This window comes from Streptomyces sp. BRA346 (genome assembly GCF_052851135.1).
Map to the genome: position 1 here is coordinate 333375 of NZ_JAIWIH010000005.1, position 26130 is coordinate 359504.

Annotated in this window: 8 protein-coding genes; 5 read left to right on the forward strand and 3 right to left on the reverse strand. The window is 72.3% G+C overall.

Annotated features, from left to right (window positions below; genetic code table 11):
• Positions 1-115 precede the first annotated feature (115 nt).
• The 3 genes from LCH29_RS08305 to LCH29_RS08315 form a co-directional block, all read right to left on the reverse strand.
• Positions 116-1474, reverse strand: a complete 1359-nt coding sequence (locus tag LCH29_RS08305) for a sensor histidine kinase (RefSeq protein ID WP_446461048.1) — start codon at positions 1472-1474, stop codon at positions 116-118.
• On the reverse strand, positions 1471-2175 hold the full coding sequence (locus tag LCH29_RS08310) for a response regulator transcription factor (protein WP_446461049.1): 705 nt from the start codon (positions 2173-2175) through the stop codon (positions 1471-1473). Before LCH29_RS08310 ends, LCH29_RS08305 begins: the two co-directional genes overlap by 4 nt.
• A 67-nt stretch (positions 2176-2242) precedes the next feature.
• The gene (locus LCH29_RS08315; RefSeq protein WP_446461050.1) at positions 2243-3007 is read right to left on the reverse strand and encodes a thioesterase II family protein; all 765 of its coding nucleotides are present in this window, start codon (positions 3005-3007) and stop codon (positions 2243-2245) included.
• A gap of 234 nt (positions 3008-3241) precedes the next feature.
• Between LCH29_RS08315 and fabD the strand changes: the two genes are divergently transcribed.
• Genes fabD through LCH29_RS08340 form a run of 5 tightly spaced genes read left to right on the forward strand, consistent with a single transcriptional unit; the run spans position 3242 to position 26129 of the window.
• Positions 3242-4201, forward strand: coding sequence for an ACP S-malonyltransferase (gene fabD, locus LCH29_RS08320; RefSeq protein WP_446461051.1), 960 nt, complete (start codon positions 3242-3244; stop codon positions 4199-4201).
• 1 nt (position 4202) lies between these two features.
• Positions 4203-4460 carry a phosphopantetheine-binding protein gene (locus LCH29_RS08325; RefSeq protein ID WP_446461052.1) on the forward strand — a complete coding sequence of 86 codons (258 nt, stop codon included), beginning with the start codon at positions 4203-4205 and terminating at the stop codon, positions 4458-4460.
• 44 nt (positions 4461-4504) lie between these two features.
• Complete coding sequence (asnB, locus tag LCH29_RS08330) at positions 4505-6496, forward strand: asparagine synthase (glutamine-hydrolyzing) (RefSeq protein WP_446461053.1); 1992 nt, start codon at positions 4505-4507, stop codon at positions 6494-6496.
• Positions 6493-25500: an SDR family NAD(P)-dependent oxidoreductase gene (locus tag LCH29_RS08335; RefSeq protein ID WP_446461054.1), complete on the forward strand. Its 19008-nt coding sequence runs from the start codon at positions 6493-6495 to the stop codon at positions 25498-25500. Before asnB ends, LCH29_RS08335 begins: the two co-directional genes overlap by 4 nt.
• Entirely contained in the window at positions 25500-26129 is a 630-nt protein-coding gene (locus tag LCH29_RS08340; RefSeq protein ID WP_446461055.1) for a non-oxidative hydroxyarylic acid decarboxylases subunit B, read from the forward strand. The genes LCH29_RS08335 and LCH29_RS08340 overlap by 1 nt, the downstream gene beginning before the upstream one ends.
• Position 26130: the final 1 nt, after the last annotated feature.

Genomic DNA, 26130 nt, shown 5'->3' on the forward strand with positions numbered 1-26130 from the left:
GCTGCGTTGTCGGGGTCCCGGCTACCGCTCGGAGGTGCCCCCTGACGCCGCGGGCTGATCCGACGCGACTTTGCGGACACCCCCTAGTGCCGTCGGCGGTGCGTTGGGACGGGGCTCAGCGCCCCGGGCCGCCCGGCTGGCGGGCGACCACGGACAGGCACGCCGAGATCGACCGCTGCCGCGGAATGGCGTCACTGGTGGTGTCACCCGCCGCGTCGCCCGTCACGTCCGCCGTCCGCGCCGCCGGGAGTTCGACGGTGAACAGCGCGCCGTGCCCCGGCCGCCCGCCGGCGGTGATCCGCCCCCGATGGCTCTCGACCACCTCCCGGGCCAGCGCCAGACCGAGCCCGAACCGCCTGCCCTGCCCGGCCGTCCCCCGGGCGAACCGTTCGAAGAGGCGATCGGCCTCCTCGGGCGCGAACCCCACCCCGGTGTCGCGTACGGACAGCGATACGACACCGGCACGCGGGGCGTCCACGGACACCACGACCTCCCCGCCGGGCGGGGTGTGCCCCATCGCGTTGTCGACCAGCGCGGCGATCACCCGGCGCAGCGCCGGTGCGGTGCCCATCACCACATGCGTCCCCTGGCCCTGCCGCAGCCGCACGACCAGCCCCATGGACTGGGCCCGCGCGTCCTCGGCGGCCACCGCCTCCTCGGCGAGCGCGGCGACGTCCACCGGATCGCGCGACCCCGGCGACTGGGACAGCCGCGCCGACAGCAGCAGGTCGTCGATGACGTCACCGAGCTGCCGGGTCCCGGTCACCAGGCGCTGGAGCTCGGCCGTCAGCGCTTGCGGGTGCTCCGCACCGGAGCAGCGGCGGGCCAGCAGCTGGGCGCGGGTGTGCAACTGGGTGAGCGGGGTGCGCAGTTCATGGCTGGCGTCCGCGACGAACCGCCGCTGCCGGTCCAGGGCGTCGGACAGCGGCGTCATCGCCCGCCGCGCGAGCATGCCGCTCGCCGCGGCGACGAGCAGCAGGCCGATCGACTCGGCCGTCGCGAAGGCCAGCAGCAGATGCTCGCGGTCGGCGCGCTGGAACCGTTCGCCGTACGCCGCCTGTACGACCGCGTCGCCGCGCCACGCGGTGCGCACCGTGTACTGCTCGCCGCCGCGCTCCACCCGCTCCAGCACCGGGGGCGCGCCCGCGCGGACCGCGGTCAGGCTGGACTGCACGGGCAGGCCGTCCGGGAGGCCGCGGGTGCTGCGGACCACCCCGTCCCGTTCCACCGTGATCCACATGCAGACCGGCGGGCTGTCGACGGTGTTGTGCCGGATGCCCCACCGCGTCTCGCGCTCGGCGTCGGCGCGTTGGGCGAACAGCACGACGGAGTAGACGATGGCCACGACCAGCAGCATGATCACCGACATCACCAGCGAGATGCGCCAGGTGATCGACCACTGGGCGGAGGCGAGCCTGCGCCGCTCGGGGCTCCGGGCCGTACGGCGCGGGATGCGGACCGGAAGGGAGATCACAGCGTGCCCATCTGGTAGCCGCGCCCCCGCACGGTACGGACGACATCACGGCCCAGTTTCCGCCGCAGATAGTAGACATACGTATCGACGATGGACTCCGCCGAGGTATCGGGGAACACGCGCTCGCGCAGGTGGGAGCGGTCGTGCACCCGCTTGGGGCCGTCCGCGAGCGCGTGCAGCAGGCCGAACTCGCGCAACGACAGCTCGACGCGGCTGCCGTCGGCGAGGCAGACCTCGTGGCGCCGCAGGTCCAGCTGTCCGCCGTCCCCGTCGCCGAGCGGCAGGACTTCGGCGTCCGCGAGGTCGCGCCGGTGCAGCGCCCGCACCCTGGCCAGCAGTTCGTCCACCTCGAAGGGCTTGACCAGGTAGTCGTCCGCTCCGGAGTCGAGGCCGGTGACCCGGTCGCCCAGCTCACCCAGCGCGGTCAGCACCAGGACCCGGGTGGTGACACCGACCCGCCGTAATCGCTTCACCAGGTCCAGGCCGTCGAGGCCGGGCAGCATCCGGTCGACGATCATCACCTGATGGCGGCGGCCGAGCCCGAGATGGAGCCCCCGGTGGCCGTCGAATGCCACATCGACGGCGTAGCCCTCTGAGACGAACAATTCGGCCAGCATGTCTGCGGTCTCCCGGTCGTCCTCGACCAGTAACAGCCGTGTCTGATCCGCAGTCGACCGTTGTGTATCGGCTGGGTAGATCATTCGCTCATCTTGGCAGCCCCGCTCCGGGGGCGGAGCGTCCTATCTCGGCCGTCGGCCGACCCCGCGGCTACAGCGCGCGCCGGATGGCCTCCGCCACCGTGTCGACGTGTGCGGAGAGCGCGAAATGACCGCCGCTCAGGTGGACGCGGTCGCGGACGTCGACGACATCGCCCCAGGCAGCGACCTCGGCGGGGGAGAAGACCGGGTCGTCGTCCGCGGCGACGAGGACGACCGGGGACTTGGTCCAGGCGCGGTCGGTCATGGCGGCGAGGCCCTCGCCCAGGAGGAGGTCGGACCGCAGGGGCGGGAGGAGGTATTCGGCCACCAGGGCGTCGTCCAGTTCGGCCAGCCCGGGGGTGTCCAGGGAGCGCAGGAAGGCGAAGAGGTCGTCGGTGTCGAGTTCGGCGGCCGGCTTGCCGAGGGGCTGCCGTACGAACCGGCCGGGAACCGGCCATGCGGAGAGGACGACGAGATCCGGGGGCGCGGGCGCACGGGTGGCCAGGAGGTGGGTCATGGCGGCGCCCATGCTGTGGCCCATGAAGATCAGCCGACCGTCGGTGGGCGGCAGCTTGTCGAGCGCGGTGAGGACGCCGTCCACGGCCTCCTCGGGCACGGTGACGGCCGGTGTACGGCGGCGGTTGGCCCGGCCCGGGGGCTGCACGGCCCAGACGTCGGCCTCCGGGAGTGCGGCGGCGAAGGCGTGGAAGAAGGTGGCGGAGCCGCCCGCGGGCGGCCAGCACACCAGCCGGTCCCGGCGCTCCGGAGCCACCGCGGCGGACTGAGCGGGGGGTCGCAGCGGCTGGAGCCAGGGGTCGGTGATCGGGGCGCTCATGGTGGGACCTTCCGGTGGCGGGTGCGCGTGAAGTCGTCCGATGGCGGGGTGACGTGATGGCGGGGGCGCGGGGCGGGAATTCAGTAATCCTGTGATGCGCGGTGGCTGTCAAGTACGCGAATTAGTCAGGGCAGTCTCAATTCCGTCGCTGTCCAGGGAGAACTAGGGGCATCCCTAGTTTGGCAAAATGCGACAGTGTAACGTTCACCACATGAGTGCCCCTTGCATGCGTCGATGCGTTTCCTCGATGCTGATTTAGGGCCGACCTCATTAACCGGCTCTTCTTCTGGTGTCCACCCGAAAGGCGCCATGGTTTTCGCGATTCTTTTTCCCGGGCAGGGTTCGCAATTCCGGGGAATGGGTAAGGATGCCTTCGAGTGCTATCCCGGACTCACCCAATTCGCCTGTGACGTGCTGGACTACGACCTCGTCGCCCTGTGCCGTGACAACCCCGACGACGCGCTGTCCCGCACGGAATACACCCAGCCCGCGCTCTACACCGTCAACGCATTACAGATGTTCGAGCGCGCACGGCGCGAGGAACGACCCGCCGACTGCTATCTCGGGCACAGCCTCGGCGAATACAACGCCCTGCTGGCGGCTGGGGTGTTCGACTTCGAGACCGGCCTCAGGCTCGTCAAGAAGCGCGGCGAGCTGATGGCGGCGGCCTCCGGCGGCGGCATGACGGCCGTGATGGACACACCGGCGCCGCAACTCCTCGACATCCTCGGGCAGGACGGTGTCGAAGGCCTGGACATCGCGGGCTTCAATACCGACGCCCAGCTCGTCATCGCCGGTCCGGCCGAGGCGCTGCGCGCCGCCCACGCCGCGTTCAGGGAACGCGGCATCCGCTTCGCCCCGCTGCGGGTCAGCGCCCCGTTCCACTCCCGGTACATGGAGCCGGCCCGCGCGGAGTTCGAGCGCTACCTCAAGGAATTCACCTTCGCCGAGCCCACGGTCGAGGTGGTCGCGAACGTCAGCGGGCGCCCGTACGAAAAGGGCGCGATCGTGGCGACGCTGAGCCAGCAGCTCGTCGAACCGGTGCGCTGGACGGACAGCGTCCGCCATCTGCTCGCCCGCGACCCCCGGTTCGCCTGCGAGGAAGTGGGCGGAAAATCCCTCCTTCGCATGGTGGAAAAGATCCGTGCGGCCGCACTCCCCGCCCCGTCCCCGACCGAGAAATCAGGGCCCTGATATGAGCAGGACAGAGAAGATCCAGCAGTACATCGAGGAACGCTTTCTGGTCGAGTTCGGCGGCGAGCTGGACGCCGACACCGATCTCTTCAAGGCCGGGGTCATCGACTCCTTCGGCTACATCCAGCTCATGAACTTCCTGGAGGACGAGTTCGCGTTCCAGATGGACGAGGCCGACATCCTCACCGATGTCTTCGTCTCGCTCTCCTCGATCGACGACTTCGTGGCCCGCAAGCTCGCCGAGCCGAACCGCCGGTAACGCGCCGAGCCCGCCCCCGACCCCGTAAGAGGACTGCCACTGCCATGTGCGGACTTGCCGGTTTCCTTTCCGCTGAACTCCAGGGTGATGCCGTGCCGCGGGTCATCACCTCGATGCTGTCACTCATTCACCACCGCGGCCCGGACGAGGCGGGGTACTACCTCGACGACGGCATCGCGATGGGGGCCGTCCGCCTGTCGATCATCGATCTCGCCGGGGGCTCACAGCCGATGGCGGACCGTACCGGGCGGTACTGGATCTGCTTCAACGGCGAGCTGTACAACCACATCGAGCTGCGCGACGAGTTACGCGGGCTCGGCCGGACGTTCCGCACCCACTCCGACACCGAAGTCGTGCTCCAGGCGTGGATCCAGTGGGGGCCCGCCTGCCTCACCCGCTTCAACGGCGCCTTCGGCCTGGCGGTCCGGGACGCGGCCACCGGCGAACTCTTCCTCGCCCGCGACCGGTACGGCAAACGCCCGCTCTTCTACGCCGACCGCCCCGACGCGTTCCTCTTCGCCTCCGAGATGAAGGCGTTCCGCGCGTTCCCCGGCTTCCGCTTCGAGCTGGATCCCCGGGAGCTGGCGTCGATCTTCGCCGTCTGGACGCCGCTGCCCGACCGCACCCCGTTCCGCGGCATCCGCCAGGTCCCGGTGGGCGGCCTCCTCACCGTCCGCGGGGAGCGGCGCACGCTGAGCACGTACGAACAGCTGCGCGTCGACGCGCCGCCGTTCACCGGAACCGAGGAGGACGCGGCCGCCTTCGTCCGCGAGGAGCTGCGCAAGAGCGTCGGGCTGCGGCTGCGCAGCGATGTCGAGGTCGGCGTCTACTTGAGCGGCGGACTCGACTCGTCCATCGTCACCAAGCTCGCCACCGACCTCTCCCGCAACCAGGTGCGCACCTTCTCGGTGGAGTTCGAGGACAAGACCTTCGACGAGTCGGGCAGCCAGCGCAGCGTCGCCGCGCACCTCGGCACGCTCCACTCCTCGCTCGCCATATCGAGCGCCGACATCGCGGAGAACTTCCCCGCAGCCGTCTATCACGCCGAAGTCCCCGCCTTCCGCACCGCGTTCGTCCCGATGTATCTGCTGTCGCGCCATGTGCGGGACAGCGGAATCAAGGTGATCCTGAGCGGCGAGGGGGCCGACGAGGCGTTCCTCGGCTATTCGCTGTTCCGCGAGACCCTGCTGCGTACGTCGTGGAACGAGCTGTCGGACGAGGAGAAGGCGGCCAAGCTCGGCAGCCTCTACCCCGAACTCGGCCATTTCGGACCCGGTCACCGTAAGCATCTGACCGGACTCTTCAGCCAGTTCTCCACCGAGCGGCTGCCGGGCCTCTTCTCGCACGAACTCCGCTACCAGAACGGCCGGTTCGCGGTACGACTGCTGAAAGACCGCGACGAGCCGTTCGGGGACGTCCTCGACCTCGTCCGGACCACCCCCGGCTACGCCGCGCTGTCGCCTACCCAGAAGGCGCAGTGGCTCGAATACAAGACGCTCCTCGCGGGCTATCTGCTGTCCACGCAGGGCGAGCGGATGAGCCTCGCGCACAGCGTGGAGAACCGCTGCCCGTTCCTCGATCCGGCCGTGGTGCGGGCGGCGGCGTCCGTGAATCTCGGTTACGACGACGGATTCCAGGAGAAGGCCATCCTCAAGAAGGCGTTCCACGGCGAACTGCCCCAATCCAGCCTCACCCGGCCCAAACAGCCGTATCGCGCACCGGGCGCCGCCGCGTTCAAGGACCGGCGCCCGGACTACATGGAACTGCTGCTCTCGGACACCGAACTCGGCCATCTCGACTGCGTCGACCCGGTCTTCGCGCGCAAGCTCGTCAACAAGGTCATGTCGACGCCCGATCCCGAGATCAGCACCAAAGAGGATCAGGCGTTCGTCTATCTGCTCTCCACGGCCGTGCTCAATCACCAGTACGTGCGGAACCAGGAGGAGCGCGTGAGCGCGGAGCCCGCGGCGCGCATGGAGATACGGACCGCTGTCGACCACCGTCTGTCCCGGCTGTCCGTCGGAGGAACGCGATGAATCCCGCCGCCACGCCGCCCGTTTCTGCTGAAGACATCGCCGTCATCGGTCTCGCGCTGCGGCTTCCCGGAGCCGACACCCTCCACGAGCTGTTCGGGCATCTGACCGCGGGCCGCTCGCTCATCTCCGAAGTGCCGCCCGAGCGGTGGTCGAAGGAGCGCCACTTCGGCGATCCGCGGCGCGGCGCCGAAAAGACCAGCAGCGTCTGGGGCGGCTTCATCGACCACGCCGACTGCTTCGACGCCGCGTTCTTCCGCATCTCCCCGCGCGAGGCGGAGAGCATGGACCCGCAGCAGCGTTTCGCGCTCGAACTCGCCTGGAAGGCCATCGAGGACGCGGGATACCGGGCGAGCGAGTTCGCCGGGACCTCGACCGGCGTCTTCATGGGCGTGTGCCACGCGGACTACGCGGAGCTGATGGAACGCGACCGGGCGAAAACCGACGCCTATTTCCCCACCGGCACCGCCTATTCCATCATCGCCAACCGGGTCTCCTACTTCTTCGACTTCCAGGGCCCGAGCATCACCAACGACACCGCCTGCTCCAGCTCGCTGGTGTCCGTGTACGAGGCGGTGTCCGCCCTCCAGCGCGGCGAATGCGGGCTCGCCCTCGCCGGGGGCGTCAACCTGTGCTGGTCGCCCAAGCACTTCATCGCCTTCAGCCAGGCCGGGATGCTCTCCCGCACCGGCCGCAGCCGCGCCTTCGACCAGGACGCGGACGGCTATGTGCGCGGCGAGGGCGGCGCCGTCCTGCTGCTGAAACCCCTCGCCCGGGCCATCGAGGACCGGGACCCCGTCCACGCCGTCATCAAGGGCATCGCGACCAACCACGGCGGCCGGACCAGCTCCCTCACGGTCACCAACCCCGTCGCCCAGGCCCAGCTCATCGAGGGGCTGTACACCCGCGCCGGAATCCGCCCGGAGACCGTCACCTACATCGAGGCCCACGGGCCGGGTACGCCCGTCGGCGACCCGATCGAGATCATCGCGCTCAAGCGGGCGTTCCAGAACCTGCACGCGGCTCAGGGCACCGAGGCGCGCCCGGCGACCTGCGGGGTCGGCTCGGTCAAGACCAACATCGGCCACCTGGAGGGGGCCGCGGGCGTCGCCGGAATGGCCAAGGTGATCGCCTCCCTGGCGGGCCGGACCCTGCCCGCGACCGCCGGTTTCGAGGCGCAGAACAAGCTCATCAAGCTGGACGGCAGCCCCTTCTTCATCGTGCGCGACACCCAGCCGTGGGGCGACCCCGGGGGGCAGGACGGGCCGCTGCGGGCGGGCGTCAGCTCGTTCGGCTTCGGCGGTACGAACGCCCATGTGGTCCTGGAGGAGTACGTACGCCCACGGGACGACGACGAGCGCGTCGATGACGTGGCGGGCGCGGAGGTCGTGCCGCTCTCCGCCCGGACGCCCGAGCAACTGCGCGAGGTCGCCCGGGAGCTGCGGAACCATCTGCGCACCCCGCACACCGGTGACGGCGCGGCGCGGCGGCTCGCCGACATCGCGTACACCCTTCAGGTCGGCCGCGAGCCGATGCCCGCGCGTGTCGCGTTCGTCGTCGCGAACCTGTCCGAACTCGGCGCGTCGCTCGCCGGGTTCGCGGACGGCGCGCTCGCCGCGTCGGCGGTGCACGGGGACGCCCACGACACGCCGGGGCTGCTGCGCGCGGCGACCCGCTGGGTCGAGGGCGAGACGGAGACGATCGACGTGGCCGCGGTGCACGACGGGTACGGGGAGCGGCGGCGCGTCCGGCTTCCCACGTACCCCTTCGCGCGGGAGCGCCACTGGTTCCGGGGGCGTGAGGCGTCGAGGGAGGGCGGTGCCGGTGCGCTCCTGCCCCCTTCCGCGCTCGTCCAGCGGAACACCTCCGACGCGCACGAGCAGCGCTACAGCTCGACGTTCACCGGAGACGAACCCTTCCTCGCCGCGCACCAGGTGCGGGGCGCCCGGGTGCTGCCCGCCGCCGCCCATCTGGAGCTGGCGCGGGCGGCGGTGCACGATGCGGCGGGCGCGGGCACAACTGGTCTGCGGCTGCGCGATGTCACCTTCCTGCGGCCCGTGGTGGCGGACGACGGCTCGCTCGACGTCCATTTGGGCCTCGTCCCCGGGGACGGGCGCGGCTTCGGCTACCAGGTCTACACGGGCGCGTCGGCGCACGACCCGTCGTGCGTGATCCACAGCCGTGGCACCGCCGAGGTGGGCGGGCTCGACACACCCGAGCCGGTCGATCTGGCGGCGCGGCGCGCGGCGTGTTCGGCGCGGCGCATGCCCGACGACGTCTACGCCGCGTTCCATGACCAGGGTCTGGAGTACGGCGCCGCGATGCGCGGACTGGCCGAGATCTCCGTCGGGACGGACGAACTCGTCGCCCGCATCGCCCGACCGGGCCCGGGGGCGGGCGGCGTCCTGCCGCCGAGCGTCCTGGACGCGGCGCTTCAGGGATCGGTGCTGTTGCTGCACGAGGCGGCCGGCGGTGACGTACGGCCCCAGGGCCCGGCGCTCCCGTTCGCCCTGGAGGCGCTGGAGGTCCATGCCCCCTGCCCGGACGACACCTGGGCCTGGGTCCGCCGCCGCGCGGCGGCCGCTTCCCTGGACACGTTCGACATCGACCTGTGCGACGCGGAGGGCGTCGTCGCCGTACGGCTGCGCGGCCTGGTCCAGCGCCGGGCCCCGGTCGCCGATGCGCGGGCGGCGTCGAGTGCCGGGGCGGGCGCGGCACATGAGGGCGCGCCCGGCGCCGTGGCCCCTCGCGGCGTTGCGTCCGGCGCTCACGCGCCTGGCGAGCGCAGCACCACGGGACACGTCGTCACGGCCACCTGCCGATGGGTCGACGCACCGCTCGTGGCGACGGCGGGGCCGGGTGAAGGCGGCCCCGCCGCGCATGCCTCGACGGGTGGTGGCGCAGACGTACAGGTCCCGACCGGGGGCGGCACCGCCGCGGATGGCATGGCTGGGCACGGTCCGGCCGTGCACGGCTTCATCGCTGGGGACAGCTTGGCCACAGACGTGGCGGGCGGCTCGCTCACGCGGCTGCCGGACATCCCCCGCGACCGCGTCGCCGACGGCATCGATGCCGTGCTGGGCGTCGTCTTCGGCCGCGTTCAGGAACTGATGCGGTCGCGCCCGCGACACGCGCACCGTGTCATCGTCCTCGTCGACGGCCGCGTCCCCCGCCACTTCCACGCCCCGCTCGCCGGTCTCCTCCGAACCGCAGCCACCGAGAACCCTCTCGTCTCCGGGCGTGTCGTGCGTATCGCCGGGCTCGACACCGCCACGCCCGAGCGTGTCGCCGCCATCGTGGCCGCCGAGGCGGCCGACCCCGCGGGAGCCGGCGAGGTCCGGTACGCCCACGACGGCTCCCGCCAGGAGTGGCGGCCCGTGGACGTCGACCTGGGCGAGGGACCGCGGGTCCCGCCGCTGAAGGACGGCGGGGTGTACTGGCTGACGGGCGGACTCGGCGGACTGGGACGGCACGTCGCGCGGTACTTCGCGCGATCCGGCCGGGTCACCGTCGTCCTGAGCGGGCGGTCGGCGGCCGGGGCCGCGAGCGACGCGGCGCTGCGCGAGCTGCGGGCAGCGGGCGTGGACGCGCACTACCGGGCCGTCGACGTCGGCCGCCGGGAGGACGTGGAGCACGCAGTCCGCGCCATCACCCGCGACCACGGCTCGCTCGACGGGATCGTGCACGCCGCGGGCGTGTTGCGCGACGGCTACCTCCTCACCAAGGACGCGGCCGAGCTGCCCGCCGTGCTGGAGCCGAAGGTGCGGGGCGCGGTGCACCTCGACGCCGCCACGCGCGACCTCGCGCTCGACTTCTTCGCCGTCTTCTCGTCCGTCGCCGGGGTGTACGGCAACGCCGGGCAGGCCGACTACGCGGCGGCGAACGCCTTCCTGGACGCCTTCGCCCACCATCGGCAGGCGCTGGTGGACGTGGGGGAGCGGGCCGGGCGGACCGTCGCCGTCAGCTGGCCGCTGTGGGCGGACGGCGGGATGACGGTCGACGCCGTGACCCGCGAATCGATGCGCAAACAGCGCGGCTGGGAACCACTGCCGACGGAGGACGGACTGCGCGTGTTCGGCCGCGTGCTGGGCGAGGCGCCCGGGCATGTCGTCGTCGCGTACGGCTCGGACGCCACGCTCTCGCCCGCGCGGCGCGACGAGCAGCGGCCCGCCGCACCCGCAACGGCGGCTGTCGCACCGGCCGTCGCACCGGCGGGCGGTGACCTGGCGGGCGGTGACCCGACGGAGCAGACCGAGGAACTGCTGACGCGGATCCTCGGCGAGGTGCTGCACCACGATCCCGCCGCGATGGACGCCACGGTCAACCTGGTCGAGTACGGCATCGACTCGCTCGCCATCCTGGAGACCACCGCGCGCCTTGAGGAACTCTTCGGTCCGCTACCGAAGACGATCTTCTTCGAGTACGTCACCATCGAAGGCGTCGCGGGCTACTTCCTCGCCTCGCACCGCGCGACGCTGGACACGATCCTGGGCGGGGAGGCCCAGGCCGAAGCCCCCGCTGAGACCTCGACCGAGGCCGTAGCCGTCGCCGAAGCCCCGGCCGAGGCGCCCGCAGCCCCCGAGCCCCGCCCGCGCCGCGATGACGACGACTACCACGACATCGCCGTCATCGGCATCTCCGGCACCTACCCCGGCGCCGACACCATGGACGAGCTGTGGTCGCTGCTCGAAGAGGGACGGCACGGCTTCGAAGAGGTCCCGCGCGACCGCTGGGACCACGACGCGATCTACAGCCGCGACCGCGCCGTCCTCGGCAAGAGCTCCATCCGCACCGGCACGTTCCTGCGCGGCATCGACGCCTTCGACCCCCGCTACTTCCGCATCTCCAAGCGCGACGCCGAGCACATGTCGCCGGAGGTCCGGCTGTTCCTCCAAACCGGCGTCGAGGCGCTGGAGGACGCCGGGTATTCGCGCGAGACCATCCAGCGGCAGTACGGCGGCGACGTCGGTGTGCTCGTCGGCGCGATGAGCAACCACTACGGCCTCTACGGCTTCCAGAACAGCCTGACCCGGGGCTCCGCGGCGAGCGGCAGCTACACCGGCACGCTCCCCAACATGCTCTCGTACTTCTACGGGCTCACCGGGCCGTCGATCTTCCTGGACACCATGTGCTCGGGGTCCTCGGCCTGCATCCACCAGGCCGTGCAGATGCTGCGCGCCCGCGAGTGCCCGATGGTCGTGGCCGGGGGAGTGAACCTCCTCCTCCACCCGTACAACCTCATCTCCTCCTCCCAGGAGCACTTCACCACCGCGACCTCCGATGTGATCCGCAGCTTCGGGCTCGGCGCGGACGGCACGATCCTGGGCGAGGGTGTGGGAGCCGTCGTCCTCAAGCCGCTGGTCGAGGCCGAGCGCGACGGCGACCAGGTGTACGCGGTCATCAAGGGCACCGCGCTCACCAACGCGGGCGTACGCAACGGCTTCACCGTGCCCAGCCCCCACGCGCAGGCGCGGGCGATCGAGAAGGCGATCGACGACGCGGGCGTGGACCCGCGGACGATCAGCTACGTCGAGGGGCACGGCTCGGGTACGTCGCTCGGTGACCCGATCGAGGTCAAGGCGCTCACCGACGCGTTCCGCAAACACACCGAGGACACCCAGTTCTGCGCCCTCGGCTCGGTCAAGTCGAACCTGGGGCATCTGCTGCACGCGGCCGGAATGATCGGCTTCGCGAAGGTGATCCTCCAGCTCCAGAAGGGCAAGCTGGCGCCCTCGCTGCACAGCGACCAACTCAACCCGGACATCGACTTCGACGGAACCCCGTTCCGCGTTCAGCGCACCCTCGCCCCATGGGATCCGGCGGCGGTCAGGGCGGCCGACGGGCGTGTCGTCACCCCTCCCCGACGCGCCGGAATCACCTCGATCGGCGCGGGCGGCATGAACTCGCACATGATTCTGGAGGAGTACGCGGGACGGCCCGGCGACGCGCACGATGTCCGCGACGGGCGCGACGAGTTGTTCGTCTTCTCGGCGATGACGGATGCCGCGCTGGACACCTCCCTCGCCCGTTTCCGCGCGTATCTGACCGAGGCGGACGAGTCCGATCTGCCGTCGATCGCGTTCACGCTGCGCGTGGGCAAGAACGAACTCCCGCGGCGGTGGGCCTTCTTCGCGTCCGACATCCGCGGCGCCATCGAGGCCATCGACCGCTACCTCGCGGGCGATCGCGACCTCACCACCGCGCTGAGCAGCGACGACCCACGAGCGGCGGCCGCGCGCGACCTCGGTACGGTCTGGGCGGGCGGCAAGAGCGTCGACTGGGCGCGGCTCGGCGATCCGCGGCGACTGCGGCGTGTCTCGCTCCCCGCCTATCCCTTCGACCGCGTGTCGTGCTGGGTGACCCCGGAGCCCGGCGCGCCGAGCGTGCTCGCGCCCCTCGCCCTCCGCGACAAGCTCCACCCGTTCCTGGGCCGCAACGCGTCCGATGTCGAGGGGCTGCGCTACACCCTCGACGTCCACCTCGACGACCTGCTCGACTACGGATACCAGCGGGGCAGGGACCGGGACATCGTCCCGGCGTTCGCGCTGGACGTGGCGCTCGCCGCCGCGCGGATCTCCGGACTCGCCGCCGATCCGGCCGCCGTGCGGGTCCGCGATCTCCGTGTCCTCGGCCCCGTCGAGTGGACCGCCACGGAGCGTCTGATCACCACGCTGGACACGACACGCCCCGAGGCGGCCCGGGGCGCGGTGTTCGCCGAGGACGCGTCGGGGACACGTACGCGGGTCGTGGAGTTCGACCTCGGCGCGGACGGCACGCCCGGCGCGGCGATGCCCCGCGCCTCCCTCCGCTTCGACGCCGTACGCACCCTCGACCAGCCGCAGACACTCGCCGAACTCGCCGAGGGCGGGCTCGACTACGAGCCCATGCTGTGCGGGATCGACAGCGCGCTCTGGCTGCGGGACGGACGGCTGGTGCTCACGCTCACCGCCCCCGAGCTCCAGCGGGATCACACCAAGCCCCATGTCACCCTCGCCCCGCATGTCCTCGCGGCCCTCGACCAGGGCGCGCACCTCGCGGCGAAGAGCGCCGGGATGCCGCACTGGGAGCGGCAGACCTGGCGGCACGCCGCCGACGTCCGCCTCCACACCGGCGCGCCGGACGTGGCGTACGCCGTGCTCGACCTGGCCGCCGAGGGCGGAGCCCTGTCCGGGAGCATCACCCTGCTGGGACCCGGCGGCGAGGTCGGGGTGGAGCTGACGGGCGTGCGTTACGGGGACCACGACGCACCCGGGCAGGACGTGCCCCGGCACGAGGCACCCAGGCACGACACACCGCACGACGGCGGAATCGTCTCCTTCGTCGTGGACGAACTCCGCGGCATCGCCTCGGGCATCCTCAAGTTCGACGCGGACGAGCTGGACGTCCACACGGGCTTCGACGCCTTCGGCTTCGACTCGATCTCGCTGGTCACCTTCTCGAAGCGCATCCACGAGCGGTTCGGCATCGACGTGAGCCCCGCGGTCTTCTTCGACGTCCGCACCTTCGACGCGCTGGGCCGCCACCTCGCCGAGGAGTACGAGCAGCCGGTCCGCGCCGCGCACGAGGCGACGCGAACACCACAGTCGGCACAGGCACCACAGGCACCACAGGCGGCACAAGCGGCACAGGCGCCGCGCCGCGAGGTGGCGAGCGCCGCCGCGCCCGTGGCGAGCCCTGTCCCGGACCGGCGTAAGGACGACACGCCGATGCCCATCGCCGTCATCGGCGCGGCGGGACGCTTCCCCGGCGCGCCCGACCTCGACACCTACTGGGCGAATCTCCTCCAGGGCAAGGACTCGGTCGCGGAGTTCCCGGCCCACCGCTACGACGCCACCTACGCACGCATCGTGGACGAGGCCGACTTCCCGCGCCACGCGGGCGTCCTCGACGACGTGGACGCGTTCGACGCGGGCTTCTTCCGGATCTATCCGCGCGAGGCCGAGCTGATGGACCCGCAGCACCGGCTGGCCCTCGAAACGGTGTGGGGCGCGCTGGAGGACAGCGCGTACACCCGCGCCGACCTCCCCACCAACACCGGGCTGTTCCTGGGCGTGTCGGGGACGGACTACGCCACGCTGCTCACCACGTACGGCGTGGAGCCGGACGCGTTCACCTCCACCGGCAACGCGCACTCGATGCTCGTCAACCGCGTGTCGTACGTGCTCGACATCCGCGGCCCGAGCCAGCCCGTCGACACCGCCTGCTCCAGCTCCCTCATCGCCGTCCACCGCGCCCTCGACGCCCTGCGCTCCGGCGCCTGCGATGTGGCGATCGCGGGCGGGGTGAACCTGTTGCTCAGCGTCGACACGTTCGTGAGCGCGCAGCGCGCGGGCATGCTCAGCCCGGACGGCCGGTGCAAGACCTTCGCCCGGGACGCGGACGGCTACGTACGCGGCGAGGGCGTCGGCGCCGTCGTCCTCAAGCCCCTGGCGGACGCGGAGCGGGACGGGGACGCGATCCTCGCGGTGCTGCGCGGCAGCGCCGAGAACCACGGCGGCCGGGCCAACTCGCTCACCGCGCCCAACGCCGACGCCCAGACCGAGCTGGTCACGGCGGCGCTGGGCGACCTCGACCCGGACACCATCGGCTACATCGAGACGCACGGCACGGGCACCGCGCTCGGCGATCCCGTCGAGGTACGGGCGCTGCAAGGCGCCTTCCGGCGACTGGGCGCCGGGGACACGGCCAGCTGTGGTCTCGGCTCGGTGAAGTCGAACATCGGCCATCTGGAGGCCGCCGCGGGCATCGCCGGTCTGCTGAAGGTGATCCTGGCCCTGCGCCACGGGGTGCTCCCGGCAACCCGCCACTGCGCGGAGATCAATCCGTTCATCCAGCTGGACGACGGCCCCTTCCACATCGTGCGTGAGAACGAGCCGTGGCCGCGCCCGGACGACGGCGGTGATGGCGGTGGCCGTGGCGCGGTCACGCCGCGCCGCGCGGGCGTCAGCAGCTTCGGCTTCGGCGGCTCCAACTGCCATGTGGTGGTGGAGGAGTACGTGCCCAAGGCCGACGCACGCGGCGACGCCGGGCCGTCCGAGGGAGCGAGCGTCATCGTTCCGCTCTCGGCCCGTACGGACGAACAGCTCCGGCAGGTCGCGAGCCGACTCCTCGCGCACCTCAGCGATCCCGGCCGGTCCGACGCGCTGCCCTCGATCGCCTGGACGCTGCAAACCGGGCGCGAGGCGATGGAGCGGCGCGCCGCCTGGGTGGTGGCGTCGCGGGAGGAACTCGCCGACAGGCTACGGGCGTTCGTGGAGCGCGGCGAACGCGGCGGCGCGCCGGACGGTGACCTCGGGCGGTTGCTCACCCGCTGGACCGAGGGCGGCACCGTCGAGTGGCGCACGCTGTACGGCGCGGACACCCCGCTCCGGGCCCATCTGCCCACGTACCCCTTCGCCCGCGAGCGCTACTGGATTCCCGGCACCGAAACCCCTACTCAGACCGATACCGACTCCGACGCATCGGCGCAGAGTCTCCTGCCCGTCATCGGGACGACCCTGCTCGTGCCCCGGTGGACCCCGCAGCCCGCACCGTCGGCGCCGGGCGAGCACACCTACGCCCGCCACCTGGTGATCCTGTGCGGGGCGACCGCCACCGCGCGCGCCGCCGTCGAGCGACGCGTCCCGGGCGCCCGCTGCCACACCGTCACCACGGCCAAGCAGCGCCTCGACAGCCGCTTCACGGACGTCTCACGGCAGGTCTTCGAGGCCGTCCGCGACCTCGCCGCCGAGCCGTCGAGTGGCGCCACCCTCGTGCAGGTGGTGGTCTCGACGGACGGCGACGACGCGACCCAGCTGGCCCTCGCGGGCCTGCTGCGCACGGCGGCGCTCGAAAGCCCCCGGTTCATGGGCCAGGTGATCGGCCTGGACGGCGCGGCCACGGACGACGACACCGTGGCCACCGTCGTCGCGGACAACGCACCCGCCACGGACGGCGATATGATCCGCTACGACGACGGCGTACGCACCGTCCAGACCTGGGACGTCCCGGCCCCGAACGCGGCGGCGGGCATCCCGTGGCGCGCGGGCGGAAGGTACCTCATCACGGGGGGCGCGAGCGGCATCGGCGCCATCGTCGCCCGCCACATCGCCCACGGTGTGGAGCGCCCGACCCTCGTCCTGGTCGGCAGGCGGCCGAAGAACGGCCGCATCGACACGCTCCTCGACGAGCTGCGCGCCGCCGGTGCCGTGGCCCGCTACGAGCGCGCCGACCTCTCGCGCTGGGAGGAGGTCCGCCACCTGGTCGCCCACGTCCGCGGGGAAGTCGGCGAGCTGCACGGCATCGTGCACTCCGCCGGTGTCATCCGTGACGCGGCGCTCGCGAAGAAGACGGCGGAGGAGTGGGACGACGTCCTCGCGCCCAAGGCCGACGGCCTCGTCCACCTCGACCGGGCCACCGCGGCCGAACCGCTCGACTTCGTCCTCACCTTCTCCTCCGGCTCCGCCCTCACCGGCAACCCCGGCCAGGCGGACTACGCCACCGCCAACGCCTTCCTGGATGCCTTCGCCACGCTCCGCACCGCCCGCGTGGCCGCCGGGGAGCGCTCCGGGCGCACCCTGTCGATCGCGTGGCCGCTGTGGAAGGACGGCGGGATGGCGGTGGACGACGCGACGCTCGCGTACCTCTGGCACAGCCGCGGCCTCGTCCCCATGGAGTCGGCCGACGGGCTCGCCGCCCTCGTCCGCGCGTGGCGGCTCGGCGCGGAGCGGGTGTGGGTGCACTACGGCGACCCGGACCAGGCGCTGCACTCGGCAACGTTCAGCGCACCGGGCACACCGGCCCGTACGCGGAACACCGCCCCCGCCCCGTGGCCACGGCCGAGGCGCGCCGCCCCCGAGCGTGCCGGGCGCGAGGCGCTGCACCACCTCCTCGACCTCTTCGCCCGCGTCACCAAGGTTCCGCGTGACGCCGTGGACGCCGACGAGCCGATCGGTGCGACGGGACTCGACTCGATCATGGTCGTGCAGCTCAACAAGGAGCTTGCCGCCCGGTACGGCGATGTCTCGAAGACCCTCTTCTACGAACACCCGACGCTGCGCGCGGTCGCCGGACACCTCGCGACGGAGCATGCGTCACCGGCCCCCGAGGACACCACCCCCGAGGACACCACCCCCGAGGACACCGCCCCTGTGGACACCGCCCCCGTGGAGACCACCGTGACACCCGACCCCGCACCGCGACCCGCGACTCCAGCCCCCTCGCCCGGGCCGCGGGAGCCCATCGCCATCATCGGCATGAGCGGCCGCTACCCGCAGGCCGAGAACATCACCGCCTTCTGGGAGAACCTGACGGCGGGCCGCGACTGCGTCGGCGAGATCCCGGCCGACCGCTGGTCGCTGGACGGCTTCTACGAGCCGGACCGCGCGACGGCCGTCGCCACCGGCCGCAGCTACAGCAAGTGGGGCGGTTTCCTGGAGGACTTCGCGGCGTTCGACCCGCTCCTGTTCCAGATCGCGCCGCGCGATGCGTACGCCATGGACCCGCAGGAGCGGCTGTTCCTCCAGGCGTCGTGGGAGGTGCTGGAGGACGCCGGGTACGCACGCGAGGAGCTGGCGCGCCGCCACCGGCGCCGCGTCGGTGTGTTCGCGGGCGTCACCAAGACGGGCCACGCCCGCCACGGTGTGCGGCGGCTGCCGTCGGGCGAGACGACGACCCCGGTGGTCTCCTTCGCCTCGCTCAGCGCCCGTACCTCGTACGTCCTCGACCTGCGCGGGCCGAGTCTGACGCTCGACACGATGTGCTCGGCGTCGCTCACCGCCGTCCACGAGGCGTGCGAGCATCTGCACCAGGGCGCGTGCGAGCTGGCCATCGCCGGTGGCGTCAACCTCTATCTGCATCCGCAGGACTACATCGAACTGTCCGGCTCCACCATGCTGTCGTCCGACGCGCGGTGCCGGAGCTTCGGCAGCGGTGGCGACGGTTTCGTACCCGGTGAGGGCGTCGGCTGTGTCCTGCTGAAGCCGCTGTCGCGCGCCCTCGCCGACGGGGACCGTGTGCTCGCGGTGATCCGCGGCACGAGCATCAACCACGGTGGCCGCTCCAACGGCTACACCGTGCCGAACCCCGCCGCCCAGGCCGAGCTGATCCGGGACGCGATGACCCGCGCCGGGGTTTCCGCCCGCGAGGTGGGCTACGTCGAGGCGCACGGCACCGGTACGGAGCTGGGCGACCCGATCGAGGTGAAGGGGCTGACGCTCGCCTTCGGAGAGGACACGTCGGACACGCAGTACTGCGCACTGGGCTCGGTGAAGTCGGCGATCGGCCACCTGGAGGCCGCGGCGGGCATCGCCGGGCTGACGAAGGCCGTACTCCAGCTGCGCCACGGGCAGCTCGTGCCGAGCCTCCACGCCGAGGAGCCGAACCCCAACATCGCCTTCGAGCGGACCCCGTTCCTCGTCCAGCGCGAGCTGACGGCGTGGGAGCCGGACGGCCCCCGTATCGCGTCCGTCTCGTCGTTCGGCGCGGGCGGATCCAACGCGCATGTGATCCTGGAGGAGTACGCCACCGAGCAGCCGCCTCCCGCGGGCGCGGCCGACGGCGCCGAGCACATCGTCGTCCTCTCGGCCCGTACGCCGGAGCAGCTGCACGCCTCGGCCGGGCGCCTCGCCGCGTTCCTCGACACCCAGGACGTCCGGCTGGCCGATCTCGCCTTCACCCTCCAGGTCGGGCGCGAAGCCATGAAGGAACGGCTCGCGGTGGTCGCGGCGTCGGTGCCGGAGCTGCGCGACGCGCTGCGTGCGTACGTCGACGGTGACGTGGACGGCGGTGGCGGGGCCGACGGGGTGCCGGGCGTGTACCGGGCCACCGTGGGCCGCGCGCAGGGCGCCCTCGCCGAGATCGCCGCCGACGACGACCTCCGGGAACTCCTGGTCCAGCGCTGGGCCAAGGCCGGGAAGACGGCCAAGCTCGCGGCCCTGTGGGTCGAGGGCCTGGAGCCCGACTGGCATGCGCTGCACGCCCCGGCGGCGCCGCGGCGGATCGCGCTGCCCACGTATCCGTTCGCCAAGGACCGGTACTGGGTCGGGGACCTCGATCCGGTGGCGGACACGGCACCCGTGGCCCTCGAACGACCCACCGAGCAACCCACCGAGCAACCCACCGAGCAACCCGCCGAACCGGCCGCGGCCGCCCCGCAGGAGCCGCTCGCAGCGCAGGTGGCCCGCGTGGTGCGGGACAAGCTCGCCAAGGCGCTCGCGATGCGGGAGAGCGAGGTCGAGGGCGGCCACGCCTTCGCCGACTACGGACTCGACTCCATCCTCGGCGTCCGCCTCGTCCACGAACTCAACGAAACCCTCGCGCTCGACCTCCCGACGAGCGTCATCTACGACCACAGCACGGCGGACCGCCTCATCGCCCACATCCTGGGCGCCCACCGTCCCGTCGTCACCCGCGCCGAGCCCCGGCCGGTCCCGGGCGTCGCCACGACACCGACACCACCCGCGGCGCCACGGCCGCCGATCGCCATCGTCGGCATCAGCGGCCGGTTCGCCGGATCCGACTCCCCGGCCGACCTGTGGGAACACCTCGCGGCGGGCCACGACCTCGTCGGCGAGGCCACCCGCTGGGATCTGAAGGCCACGGGCAACGGTGCGGCGAAGCGCTGCACACGCGGTGGTTTCCTCGACCGCATCGATGAGTTCGACCCGCTGTTCTTCAACATCTCCGGCGTCGAGGCCGCCATCATGGACCCGCAGCAGCGGCTGCTGCTCGAGGAATCCTGGAAGGCCCTGGAGGACGCGGGCTACGCGGGCCACCGGATGAGCGACGTCCGCTGCGGCGTCTACGTCGGCTGCTGGGACGGCGACTACCAGGAGCTGCTGGGCGAGGACGCGCCCGCCCAGGCGTTCTGGGGCAACACGGCCTCGTTCATCCCCAGCCGGATCTCCTACTTCCTCAACCTCAAGGGCCCCGCCATCGCGGTGGACACCTCCTGCTCCAGCTCCCTCGTCGCCATCGACCTGGCCTGCAAGGACCTGGCGTCGGGCGAGACCGCGATGGCGCTCGCGGGCGGTGTGTACGTCCAGTCGACACCGCGGCTGTACGACCTGGCCGGGCGCGCCGGGATGCTCTCGCCGACCGGCCGCTGCCACACCTTCGACCACCGCGCCGACGGTTTCGTACCGGGCGAGGCGGTCGGCGCGCTGGTGCTCAAGCGGCTGGACGACGCCCTCGCCGACGGGGACCACGTCTACGGCGTGATCCGCGCCTCCGGCGTCAACCACGACGGCGCGACCAACGGCATCACCGCGCCCAGTTCCGCGTCCCAGGAGAGCCTGCTGCGCGAGGTGTACGACGCGTACGGCATCGACGCGGAGCACATCCAGCTCGTCGAGGCACACGGCACGGGCACCAAGCTGGGCGATCCGATCGAGTTCCAGGCGCTCACCCGGGCGTTCCGCGAGCACACCGACAAGGCGGGTTACTGCGCCCTGGGTTCGGTGAAGACGAACCTCGGCCACACCCAGCACGCGGCGGGCGTCGCGGGTGTCGTCAAGGTGCTGCTGGCGCTGAAGCACCGCCAGATCCCCGCCTCGCTGCACTTCGAGACCGCCAACGAGGCGGTGGCGCTCGACGGCAGCCCGTTCTACGTGAGCACCCGCACCCACCGCTGGGACACGGCCCCGGGGGTGCCGCGGCGCGCCGTGGTCAGCTCGTTCGGCGCGAGCGGCACCAACGCGCACCTCGTCATCGACGAAGGGCCCGCGCCCGCGCGCGTCCCGGCGCCGCGGCCCGCGTACCTCGTCGTCCTCTCGGCACACTCGCGCGACCAGCTCGCTCAAGCGCTGACCCGACTGGCCGCCCACCTCCGCCGCGAACCCCGGCTCGACTGCGGCGACATCGCGCACACGCTCATCGCCGGGCGCGAACACTTCGCGTACCGTTTCGCCTGCGTCGTCCGCGACCGCGAGGAGCTGGTCCGGGTCCTGGACGAAGGGCTCGGCGGGGCGCGCGCGTTCACGGGGGAGGCGGTGGCGGCGAGCGGTACGGGACACGGCACGGACGGCACCCGGCTCGGCGAGGAGAGCCTGCGGCGCTGCTCCGGCGGTACGGCGCACACCGACGCACCGCTCGCCTACCGCACGGATCTCGAACTGCTCGCAGAACTGTTCGTCCAGGGCGTGGCGCTCGACTACGCCGCGGTGTTCCCCGAGGGCGCGCGGCGCCGGGTGCCGCTGCCGACGTACCCGTTCGCCCGCGAGCGCCACTGGCCGACGACGGCCGAGGCGGCGGCCCCGGCCCCCGAAGTCCCCGCCGTACGCCACCCCATGATCCCCCGGCCCGCACCCGACGCGGACGACGGCCACCGCGCCACCGCCACGCTGACCGGGGACGAATCCTATCTGCGCGACCACACGGTCCACGGCCGCCGGATCCTGCCCGGGGTGGCCCACCTCGAAATGGCGCGGGAGACCGCGGTCCACGCGCTCGGCGCGGACGCCACCACCCCGCTGCGGATGCGCAACGTCACCTGGGTGCAGGCGCTCGCCGTCGAGGGGGCACCCGTGGACGTCGAGGTCCGGGTGAGGCCGGTCCAGGACGGCGGTGTCTCCTTCGAAGTCGCCTCCCGGACCGGCGAGTCGTCCGTCCACAGCGAAGGCCGCGTCGCGCGCTCGGACACCCCGCGACCGGCGCCCCTCGACCTCGCGTCCCTGCGAGCCGACTGCCCGACCACGGTGTCCGCGGCGCGTGTCGCCGGTGCGCTGCGGACCATGGGCATCGTGCACGGCGCGTCGCTGCGCGCCATCGAGGAGGCGTACGTCGGCCCCGGCGTCGTCGTCGCCCGGCTCGCCCTCCCCGACGCGGCCGAGCACCCTGACGGACCGTACGTCCTGCACCCGGCCATGATGGACTCCGCCATCCAGGCGTCGATGGCGCTGCACCTGGCGGAAGGGGAGGGGCCCCGGGACACCGCGATCCCCTTCGCGCTCGACCGGCTCGAACTCTTCGCCCCGTGCACCTCGGCGATGTGGGCCGTCGTCCGCGTCGCGGACGGCGCGCAGCCGGTCACGGCCCTCAGCAGGCTCGACATCGACCTCGTGGACGACACCGGCGCGGTGTGCGTGGCCATGACCGGCTACACCTCGCGCCGGGTGCCCGAGCCGGTGCCGTCGCTGTACGCGCCCGTGTGGGAGCCGCTCGCGCCCGCCGCGTTCGGCGCGCCCGTACCGTCCGCCGCGGACCGCGTCCTGGTCGTCGGCGGCACCGCCGAACAGCAGGCGGCGATCACCGCGCAGTGCCCGCACACCACCGTGTGGAGCCTCACGCCGGACGCGTCGATCGACGAGGTGGCCGACGCGCTGCAAGCCGCCGGTCCGCTCGGCCACCTGGTGTGGATCGCGCCCGACACCGAGCTGGAAACCACCGACGCGGCCGGTCTCGTCGCCGCCCAACGGGACGGTGTCCTCGCGGCCTTCCGCATGGTCAAGGCGCTGCTGCGGACCCGGCACGACGCCCGGCCGCTGGGCCTGACCCTGGTCACCCGGCGCGCCGTTCCGGCCCATGCCGCCGATGAGATCCGGCCCGTCCACGCCGGGCTGCACGGTCTCTTCGGCTCACTCGGCCAGGAGTACCCGAACTGGACCGTCCGCCGGCTCGACCTGGACGGCGACACCGCGTGGCCCGCGGATCTCACCGCACTGCCCGCGCATTCGCACGGCGACACCTGGGTGCGCCGCGCGGGCCAGTGGCTCGGCCGCCGACTCGCCCCGTGCGACGCGGCGGCCACCGCCACCGGGCAGCGCTACCGCGAGGGCGGCGTCTACGTCGTCATCGGCGGCGCGGGCGGCCTGGGCGCGGCCTGGACCGAGCATGTGGTCGAGCGCTACGGCGCGCGGGTCGTGTGGATCGGACGCCGTGAGCGCGACGCGGAGATCGACGCCAGGCTGCGTGGCATCCGGGGCGAGGTCGGCTACCTCGCCGCCGACGCCACCGACCCCGCGGCCCTGGCCCGCGCCCACGCCGAGGTCGTCGAACGGTACGGGCGGATCGACGGAGTCGTGCAGGCGGCCCTGGTGCTCCGCGACCAGGGCCTCGCCACCATGGACGAGGACACGTTCCGCGCGAGCCTGGCGGCCAAGGTCGACGTGAGCGCGGCCATGGCGGCGGTGTTCGCCGACGACGACCTCGACTTCGCCCTCTTCTTCTCCTCGATCCAGTCGTTCACGACCGCGGCCGGGCAGAGCAACTACGCGTCGGGGTGCACCTTCGCCGACGCCTACGCCCACGCCCTGTCCGGGCAGTGGCCGGGCCCGGTGAAGGTGATGAACTGGGGCTGGTGGGGCAGCATCGGCAGCGTCGCCTCCGACTTCCACCGCGAGCGCATGGCCCGCTGGGGGCTGCTGTCCATCGAACCGCCGGAGGCCATGGCCGCGCTCGACACCCTGCTCGGCGGCCCGCAGCAGCAGCTCAGCTACGTCAAGCTCACCGAACCGGACGGGCTCCGGCCGATCGACCCGGCCACCCGCGTCACCGTCTACGAACGCGACCCGGCCGCCCGCATCCCCGCCGACGCCCTGATGGCCCGCTCCGGCCTCGCCGACAGCCAGGAGATCCTGCGGACGGTGGCCGACTGGCGCGCCGAGCGCGACGCCCTGCTCGGCCGCATGACCCGCGGCCACCTGACGGCCATGGGCGTCGTACGGGACGGCGAGACGTACGACGACACCACAGGGGCCGCGTCCGACCTCACCGCGCTCCGCGCACGCGGCGGCATCCTCGACCGCTACACCACCTGGCTGGAGCACGCGCTGCGGACGATGCCCGCCACGGCCCCGCCGCTGGATGCCCTGAACCAGGAGTGGAAGGAGCGCTGCGCCGAGTGGTCCGCCGACCCCGACAAGCGGGCCGAACTGCGGCTCGTCGACGCCACGCTCGCCGCCCTGCCCGACATCCTGACCGGCCGCACCCGGCCGACCGACATCATGTTCCCGCGCGGCTCCCTCGAACTCGTCGAGGGCTGCTACAAGAACAACCGCGTGGCGGACACCTTCAACCGCGCCATGGCCGACGCCGCCATCGGCGTCGTGTCCGAGCGGCTGCGCCGTAACCCCGACGCGCGGTTGCGCATCCTGGAGATCGGTGCGGGCACCGGCGGCACGAGCGTGGGGCTGTTCGCGGCGCTGCGCCCGTACCAGGACCACATCGAGAAGTACCTCTACACCGACCTGTCGAAGGCGTTCCTGAACCACGCGCAGAGCGCGTACGGGCCCGACGTCCCGTACCTGGACACCGCGCGCCTCGACGCCGAACAGCCGCTCGCCGGGCAGGGCATCGAGGTCGGTACCTACGACCTCGTCGTCGCCGCCAACGTCCTGCACGCCACCCGGGACACCCGCACCACCCTCCGCAACGCCAAGTCGGCGCTGCGGGACGGCGGTTGGCTGCTGCTCAACGAGCTGTGCTCGTTCGATGTGTTCAGCCACCTCACCTTCGGGCTGCTGGAGGGGTGGTGGCTGTTCGAGGACGCGTCGCTGCGCATCCCCGGCTCGCCCGCGCTGTCGCCCGAGAGCTGGCGGGACGTCCTCCACGGCGAGGGGTTCCCGTCGGTGGTCCTCGTCCTGCCGCAGGCCCGGGCGCTCGGACAGCAGATCATCGCGGCCGAGAGCGACGGCATCGCCCGCAGGCCGGTGCCCGTGGCCGACGCCCGCCCCGCCCCCGTACCCAACCCGCCCGTGGCCGCAGAGCCCACGCCCTCTCATCAGCCCGAGCCCGCCGGACCCTCCGACGAGGCCCGCGCCGCGACGATGGTGGCGTACCTGAAGGAGAAGGCCGCGGCCACGCTGAAGATCCCGGCGGAGAAGATCGATCCGTCGGTGTCGCTCATCCACTACGGCATGGACTCGATCCTCGTCCTCCAGCTCGCCAACGCGCTGCGCGAGGACTTCGACGACGTCTCGCCCACCCTCCTCTTCGACGCCGAATCGGTCGACGAGCTGTCCGCCCACTTCCTCGACACCTACCGCGACCGCGTCGACGCCCTCGTGCTCCGACGCCACCAGGAGGCGTGATGGCGCTGCCGATGGACGACCCCGCACCCGCCAGGATCGTGGTGGGCCTCACCGGCGCCACCGGGGCCGTGCTGGGGGTGCGGCTGCTGCAGCGGCTGCGCGAACACGGCGGGGTGGAAACCCATCTGGTGATCAGCCGTTGGGCCCGGTCCACCATCGAGTACGAGACGTCGATGAGCGTCCGCGAGGTGGCCGCGCTCGCCGACGTCACCCACAACCCCGAGGACCAGGGCGCGGCCATCTCCTCCGGCTCCTTCCGCACGGACGGCATGGTGATCGTCCCGTGCAGCATGAAGACCCTCGCGGCGATCCGCATGGGCTTCGCCGACGGACTGGTGGCCCGCGCCGCCGACGTCACCCTGAAGGAACGCCGCAAGCTGGTGCTGGTGCCCAGGGAAACCCCGCTGAGCGACATCCACCTGGAGAACATGCTCGCGCTGTCCCGCATGGGCTCGGTGATCCTGCCCCCGATGCCCGCCTTCTACCAGCACCCGGAGACGGCCGACGACATCGTCGACCACACCGTGACCCGCGTGCTCGACCAGTTCGGCATCGACACGCCCAAGGCCGTCCGCTGGAACGGGATGCGCGACGGCCGGCAGCACGCCCGACCCCGACCCCGATCCTGAC